4 protein-coding genes are annotated in these 5,431 nt (G+C 34.5%); all 4 read left to right on the forward strand.

Going from position 1 to position 5,431, the window contains the following annotated elements:
- Positions 1-47: 47 nt before the first annotated feature.
- Entirely contained in the window at positions 48-1,937 is a 1,890-nt protein-coding gene (locus tag PHQ99_03510; GenBank protein MDD4288645.1) for a PAS domain S-box protein, read from the forward strand.
- A 160-nt stretch (positions 1,938-2,097) separates the two neighbouring features.
- Complete coding sequence (locus PHQ99_03515; protein MDD4288646.1) at positions 2,098-3,150, forward strand: cobalamin-dependent protein; 1,053 nt, start codon at positions 2,098-2,100, stop codon at positions 3,148-3,150.
- Positions 3,143-4,531: a diguanylate cyclase gene (locus tag PHQ99_03520; protein MDD4288647.1), complete on the forward strand. Its 1,389-nt coding sequence runs from the start codon at positions 3,143-3,145 to the stop codon at positions 4,529-4,531. Before PHQ99_03515 ends, PHQ99_03520 begins: the two co-directional genes overlap by 8 nt.
- Before the next feature lie 75 nt (positions 4,532-4,606).
- A partial coding sequence (locus tag PHQ99_03525) for a PAS domain S-box protein (GenBank protein ID MDD4288648.1) occupies positions 4,607-5,431 on the forward strand: 825 nt, incomplete at its 3' end.

Below are 5,431 nucleotides of genomic sequence, written 5' to 3' on the forward strand. Positions count from 1 at the left end.
TATAGACAAATAGAAAGAATAACTGATGTTGAAAGAGGAACTGCATAATGGAAAAAACTTTTCAATACAGTTTAATTGATAAAGCCCCGGTATTTTTTGTAGCCATCGATCCGGATAGTAAGACCCGTTTTATAAATCAAACAATGCTGAATGCTTTGGGTTACTCGAGACATGAAGTATTAAACAAAGATTATTTTCAACAATTCGTTCCTCATGAACAGCATAGTATGCTAAAAAAGATATTTATGAGTTTGCAGCAAAACGGTTCCCCTACTCATAATGAAAATATCATTTTGACTAAAGATGGCCGGGAATTGTGGGTTCATTGGTATGGGCAACCGGTTTATAACAATAATAATGAATACCAATACCTAATTGGGGTTGGAATTAATATAACAGAACAAAAAAAATCAGAGCAGGATTTGGGTAACCAGGTACTAATCAACCAATTATTACTTAACACAAGCCCGGTAGGAATTACCTTTGTAGATAAAGATGGTAAAATTACCTATGCCAATAATTTAGCAGAAAAGATTTTGGGTTTAACCAAAGATGAACTTACAAAAAGAACATACAATGATGTTAAATGGCAGATAACAGACCTGGACGGGAATTTATTTCCAGAAAATAAACTGCCTTTTAATCAGGTAAAAAAGCATCATAAATCATTTTATGGAATTGAACATGCTATTAAATGGCCGGATGGCAGAATGGTCTTTCTCTCTATTAATGCTGCACCTATACTGGACGAAAAAGGTCGTTTTCAGGGGGTTGTGTCTTCTTTGACTGATATTACCGAACAAAAAATAAAGGAAAAAGAGAGGGAAATGCTTCTGTATATGGAAAGGGAACAGAGCAGCCTGATTAACATGGAACAGCAGATGGCCTTAAATCTAATTTCTGAAAAAGATTGTTCTGCAAAATTAAATCAGGCACTACAGTTTATTTCCAAAATTTTACCAAATAATGGTTCCGACATTGCTTTGCTGGATGATAATCGATTAAAGGTTATTACTATCCAGGGCTATGAAAATGATTATTGTCAAAATATTGTCTGGAACTTACAGGAGAATATTGATGATTTTCTCCTTGAAAAAGAGGCAATAATTACCAGACAACCTATTCTGATTTCTGATACTTCCAAGGATTCCCGTTGGAATGAAGTTCAGGGAATAGAGTGGATACGTTCTTGTATAATGGTCCCTTTTAGTTTTGAAGGAATAGTTTTAGGTACTTTGCGCCTGGTAAGCAAGAAAGCCAATAATTTTAATAAAGAGAGCATAGAAAAGATTGAAAGCTTTGTACATGGTATTTCTATTGCCATTCATAATTACCAAAATTACTGCCAGCTGGAAAAGACTAAAAATGACATAATTCTGGCTATGACGAGAATTGTAGAAACCCGTGACCCTTACACTGCCGGCCATCAGGAAGGCGTAGCCAGGATTGCCACTAATATTGCCCGGGAAATGGGGTTAAATGATGATATAATTGAGGCTATCAGAATTGCTTCCCTGGTTCATGATATTGGAAAAATCAGTATACCTTCGGAAATTTTAAATAAACCCAGTCGTTTAAATGAGATTGAATATAACCTGGTTAAGAATCATCCCAAATTAGGATATGAAATACTCAAAGATATCTCCTTCACTTATCCCATTGCTGATATTGTTTATCAGCATCATGAAAAAATAGATGGTTCAGGTTATCCTGGCGGTTTAAAAGGAGACAATATCATGATTGAAGCCCGAATCATCTGTGCAGCAGATGTTTATGAAGCAATGGCCTCTCATCGTCCTTATAGACCTGCCTTAGGTGCTCAAGCTGCAGAAGAAGAGTTGTTAAAAAATAAAGGTATTCTTTATGATTCCATGGTTGTGGAAGCCTGTATTAAAGTTTGCCGGCAAGAGCAGCTGATTATGCTCTTCAAGGATTAGAATTGTCCATTTTGTAAATTATTTTAGTTCTTGACTATTATTTATTGCTATATTATAAAGATGTTTATAGATTTATTTTTATTAAAAATCTTAAGAAGAGGTAGGTTTAATCTGGATGAACACAGATAAAAAGACAGAGGGAAATATCCGGGAGATTATATTGAATAAAAAAAGTGCATTAGCAGAAAAAATACTGGAAAAACAGATAGGCCGATCTCCTGAATTAAAAAGTCAATATAAAAAGATTGATATACAGAAATGTCATCAGGATATTGTTTATCACCTCTCTTACCTTGCCGAAGCAGTTGCGCTGGATTCGGAAATACTTTTTTTAGAATATACACGCTGGCTAAAACATCTTTTTTTAGGCCTTCATATTCCTCTATCACAATTAGCGGATAATTTTGAAATTATAAAGGAAGTTCTCACAGAGGAGATAGAAACAGGTGTCTTCCTTTCAAAGATAAGAGATTTTTTAGAGAAAGGAAAAGCAATATTTATTAAAGATGAAAGTGAGCTGAACAGTTTCCTGAATCCAAAAAATCAATATTATGAATTATGTGTTAGATATATGGAAAATCTATTAAAGGGTAACCGCTTAATATTTAATTCTCTGATTTTAGAGAAGGTCCAAAAAGAGGGAATCCCGGTTAAAGATATTTATCTGAATGTCTTTGAGCCGGTACAAAAAGAGATAGGACGCCTCTGGCAATTAGGGCGAATAAGTGTTGCCCAGGAACATTATTGTACTGCTGCAACCCAGTCTTTAATAGCTCAACTTTACCCTTTTTTTCTTAACCCCGGAGGGGACAATAGATATACCTGCATCACTGCCTGTATCGGCAATGAGCTTCATGAAATAGGAATTCGTATGGTTGCTGATTTTTTGGAAATGGACAATTGGAGCACATATCACCTGGGAGCGAATACTCCTAATGATAGTTTAATTAAAACAGTTTTGGAAAAACAGGTCGACTTATTAGCAGTATCGGTAACTATTACATATCATCTTCATCAGTTAGAAAAGTTAATAATAGATCTCCGAAAACAAGTTGAATCTGATAAGATAAAAATTATGGTTGGTGGCTATCCCTTTAATATTGATGATCAGTTATGGCGAAAAGTAGGGGCCGATGGGACAGCCAGGCAGGGTCAGGAAGCTGTAAATAAAGCAAATCAGCTAGTAAAAAATAAGGTTGGGGATAATGCATAATAATATTTTACAAGATGATTATCTGATAATTGTTGATAAAGAAGGTCGGATACAGCAAATAATCGGCATGGAAGACAGCGCTACAGGTAAATTGGTAGGTAGCATGCTAAGTACAATGGTTATCCCGGCTTATTTCCAAAATATTATGAATTTTCTTCTAAGTATAAAAAATAAGAAGATTGAAATCGGCTGGGAATTCTGTTTACAGGGGAAAAACAATAATATTTTAGCTCTATTTTCAGGAATACAGCTTGAGAAAGACAGGGCATTGATTATAGTCCAGCATCCTTTTACCGGGCTTAATAAGTTATTACCTGAAGAGGCAAAAATAGATATAAAAGTCTGGCAAAAGTTATTGCATAACTATTACAGGAAAAAGCAGATAACATTAACCACTAAAGATGAAAAAAGACAGGACGAATTTTATCAGCAATACAGTGAGTTGAATAATGAACTGGTAAATTTACAACGACAGATGGTCAAAAAAAATAAGGAAATAGAAGTAGAAAAAGAACGTTTTCGGGTAACCCTCACAGGTATTGCCGATGCTGTTATTTCTGCAGATGGCGATTTTGAGATTAATCTCGTTAATAAGGCAGCGCTAAGTCTGTTAATGAAAGAAGAAGAACAGGTTATAAAGAAAAACTTTTGGGAAATTTTTAAACTTAAAGATAAAGATGGAAATAATATAGACTCTATCAGGAAAAAGTTATTTAAGGTTGGCAATTATCAGGGTGAAGATTTTGACCTGCTGTTGAACAAAAAAACAGCTATTTCCATAGATTTTCGATTATCTCTTATTGATAGAAACAAATTAAAAACAGGCATAGTACTTATTTTTCGTGATATTAGTGAGAGAAAGAAAAAAGAAGAACAATTATCCCATTTTGCCACTACAGATATACTGACTGGAGTTTATAACCGCAGAATGGGTATGGAGTTACTGGGAAAAGAAATAAAGATTACAAAAAGAAGAAATTCACTTTTGAGTATTTGCTTTTTAGATTTAGATGGACTAAAGAAAGTTAATGATGAGCATGGCCACCAGGAAGGTGATAAATTATTAAAAAAGGTAGCCCTGGTTATTAAGAATAATATCCGGGAATCAGACATTTTTTGTCGCATGGGTGGTGATGAATTCCTTGTTATTTTTCCTGATAGTTCTGAAGAAGCAGCAGAAGGGATCTGGCAGCGCATTTTGACTGACTTTCAAAAAATGAATCGCTCACAGAAGTGCAAATATCCTATGCATGTCAGCCATGGTATTGTTGAATACCACAAGGGATGTTTTGAGGAAGGAAAAGAGATTGACGAGTTGATTGAACTGGTAGACAAAAGAATGTATAAGGAAAAACAACAGCATAAAAAAGGGTCTGTCTAATCTAAAATGACAAGATAAAAATTATGAAATAGAAAGTATGTTGATATAATAAAGCATTAAACAAGGAGACTAGCTATGGACAAAATATTAAATAGTAAACATACAGGACACTATGAAGATGCAGATATCAAAAAAGACAAATTAATTTTATTGGAAAAATATCAGGCGATATTCGAAAATATCAATGATGCTATTTTTGTGCATGAGCTTACCTCAGATGGAATGCCTGGAAAATTTATTGCAGTAAACAAAGTAGCCCGTGAACGTATGGGGTATAGTTTAGAAGAATTTTTTTCCATGTCACCAGCTGATCTTGATGACAAAGAAAGCCAAGAAAATATACCAGCAATTATGGAAGAATTTCAAAAGAAAGGCTTTATCACTTTTGAGGCTGCCCACCAGACTAAAGATGGTAAGAAAATTCCCGTAGAAATAAGTTCAACAATTATTACTTTTAGCGGGATAAAAAGAGTTGTTTCAGTTGCCCGGGATATAAGCAGGAGAAAAAAAGACGAAAAGATTATAGCTAACAGCGAAAAGAAATACCGGACTATATTTGAATTATCTCCGGATGCGATTGTGCTATTAAATCAAAAGGGCATAGTGATTGAAGTTAATGGCCGCATGTGGGAATGGTTGGGATACAGCAATAAGCAGATTATTGGCAAGAAACTGGATGAATTACTTTTTTTTGATAAACAGAATCAAAGGAAGGTTTTAAATAATTTTCACAGGAGAATGGCGGGGGAAAATGTTCAGCCTTATGAATTAGATTTTATTACCAGCACCGGTGAACACAAAATTGGATTAGTTAAAGCAGTAGTTTTAGCTGATGAAATAGCCGGGAGAATTCATGACCTTATTATGATTTCAGATATAACCAGAGAAATGAGGGCAATA

This window comes from Atribacterota bacterium (assembly GCA_028703475.1).
In the GTDB taxonomy this organism is placed as follows: domain Bacteria; phylum Atribacterota; class Phoenicimicrobiia; order Phoenicimicrobiales; family Stramentimicrobiaceae; genus JAQVMU01.